The following is a 2,065-nucleotide window of genomic DNA, read 5'->3' as shown; positions in this document are numbered from 1 at the left end:
GGCCCCCGGCCCGGGTACGGCCCCGGGCGGGCGGCCGCGTACGGGACCGAGCCGCGCGGCGACGCACGGCAGCCCACCGTCACCGAGCTCTACCACGCCCACCGGCTGCGCATGGTCCGGCTGGCGGTGCTGCTCGTCGACGACCTGGCCACCGCCGAGGACGTGGTCCAGGACGCCTTCACCGCCCTGTACCGGCGCCACGGGGAACACATCGGCGAGGTCGACAACGCACTCGGCTACCTGCGCACCGCCGTCGTCAACACCTCCCGGTCCGTGCTGCGCCGGCGGCGCACGGCCCGGGCCTGGACCCCGCCCGCGACCGCCGACATCCCCTCCGCGGAGGACCACGTCGTCCTCGACGAGGCACACCGCGAGGTCCTCGCCGCACTCGGCCGGCTGACCCCGCGCCGCCGGCAGGTGCTCGTACTGCGCTACTGGGCCGACCTCAGCGAGGCGGAGATAGCGACCACCCTCGGGATCAGCCGGGGAGCGGTGAAGTCGAACGCGAGCCGCGCCCTGGACGCGCTGGAACGGACCCTGGAGGGACGGATATGACGCACGGCGAACACACCGGCGAACGCCTCGTCGAACGCAGGCTGCGCCAGGCCCTCGACGCCCGTGCGGCCGGGGTCACGATCCGCGGGCTGCGCCCCGCGGACCCGCCGGGTCCGCACGTCCGGCGACTGCACGCGGCGTGGCTGCGGCCGGACCTGCGCCGGTATGCGCTGCCGCTGGCGGGACTGGCCGCGGCGGCCGCCGCCGTGGCCGGCTACCTCGTACTGGGCCCGGACGCGTCCCCGGCCCGCCCGGTGCCGCCCGCCTCGCCCCCCGAGTTCACCGGCCCGGGGCCGACACCGGGCTCGGGCACCGGTACCCCGACCCCGTCGGTGCAGCCGTCCCCGCCGCCGTCCAGGTCCCCCGGAACCCGCCCGGCCCAGGCGCCCTCGCCGACGCCGACCCCGTCGGGCCCGCACTCGGCGCGGCCGTCGACGTCCCGGACCCCCTCCGGCAGCCCCGCGCCGTCGCGCGCCGCCTCCCCGAGCGCCGCCTCCCCGAGCGCGGCCCCCTCGAAGAGCTAGTGCGGCGACCGCACTAGACCCGGCCCGGGGTGTTCTCCACGGCCGCGACCAGCGGGGCGAGTTCGGGGCGGGCCGCGGCCTCGCGCAGCGCCTCGCGCAGCGCGGCGTCGTTGGTCGGCCGGGCGGCGGCCAGCAGCGCCAGGCCGGCCTCGCTCACGTCGGTGTAGATGCCCCGGCGGTCCGTGTCGCAGATGTAGCGGTTCAGCAGCCCGCGGTCCTCCAGACGGCTGACCAGCCGGGTGGTCGCGCTCTGGCTGAGCACCACCGAGTCGGCCACCTGGTGCATCCGCAGGTGGCCGCCGGGGCCGCTGTGCTGGCGGCTCAGCACGTCCAGCAGCGAGTACTCGCGCACGCTCAGCCCGTGGCCGCTCTGCAGGGCCCGCTCGATGTGCGCCTCGATCCTCCCGTGCAGCAGGGAGAGGGCGCACCAGCCCTGGGCGAGGCCGGTCAGTGCGCTGTCGGTGGCCGTCATGGCTGCTCTCCTTCGAACCGTTTCCCGGCCCGTGTCCCCACGGGCGCCCTCCCAGGATAGGTCACGGCCGCAATAGCCCGCGTTTGTAAATATCCCGCGTCTGCAATTAATGTGGACGCACGTAAGCGGCGACGGCAAGTGTCGCGACAGCGCCGCCACCCTCCCCTTGAAGGGCACCCCTCATGCCTCTCGCACTCCTCGCCCTGGCCATCGGGGCCTTCGGGATCGGGACCACCGAATTCGTGATCATGGGCCTGCTCCCCGAGGTCGCCGCCGACTACGGCGTCTCGATCCCCACCGCCGGCTTCCTGGTCACCGGATACGCCCTCGGCGTCGTCCTCGGCGCCCCGCTCATGACCGTCCTGGGCACCCGCATCCCCCGCAAGCGCATGCTGATGCTGCTCATGGGCCTGTTCATCGCGGGCAACGTGCTCTCCGCGCTCGCCCCCGCCTTCGGCGTCATGCTCGCCGGCCGCGTCGTCGCCTCCCTCGCCCATGGTGCTGTCTCTTATAC

4 protein-coding genes are annotated in these 2,065 nt (G+C 75.0%); 3 read left to right on the top strand and 1 reads right to left on the bottom strand.

What is annotated here, in order from left to right:
- On the top strand, positions 1–555 hold a 555-nt coding region (locus ACFXA3_RS41590), incomplete at its 5' end, for an RNA polymerase sigma factor (protein WP_385196552.1).
- Entirely contained in the window at positions 552–1,079 is a 528-nt protein-coding gene (locus ACFXA3_RS41585) for a hypothetical protein (RefSeq protein ID WP_385196550.1), read from the top strand. The genes ACFXA3_RS41590 and ACFXA3_RS41585, both read left to right, overlap by 4 nt.
- A gap of 13 nt (positions 1,080–1,092) precedes the next feature.
- Here the strand turns inward: ACFXA3_RS41585 and ACFXA3_RS41580 are convergent, their stop codons facing one another.
- Positions 1,093–1,551: a MarR family winged helix-turn-helix transcriptional regulator gene (locus tag ACFXA3_RS41580; protein WP_385196547.1), complete on the bottom strand. Its 459-nt coding sequence runs from the start codon at positions 1,549–1,551 to the stop codon at positions 1,093–1,095.
- A gap of 182 nt (positions 1,552–1,733) precedes the next feature.
- On the opposite strand from ACFXA3_RS41580, the gene ACFXA3_RS41575 reads away from it, so the two are divergent.
- Positions 1,734–2,065, top strand: a 332-nt coding sequence (locus ACFXA3_RS41575; protein ID WP_385196545.1) for an MFS transporter, incomplete at its 3' end; no start/stop codon positions are given.

The sequence above is a fragment of the Streptomyces sp. NPDC059456 genome, from assembly GCF_042750055.1.
Lineage (GTDB): Bacteria > Actinomycetota > Actinomycetes > Streptomycetales > Streptomycetaceae > Streptomyces.
The sequence above is the reverse complement of the archived record's forward strand: the minus strand, read 5'-3'. Positions and strand labels throughout refer to the sequence as shown.

Coding starts and splice junctions, on each gene's coding strand:
- ACFXA3_RS41585 (WP_385196550.1), top strand. CDS start 552: ATGACGCACGGCGAACACACCGGCGAACGCCTCGTCGAACGCAGGCTG.
- ACFXA3_RS41580 (WP_385196547.1), bottom strand. CDS start 1,551: ATGACGGCCACCGACAGCGCACTGACCGGCCTCGCCCAGGGCTGGTGC.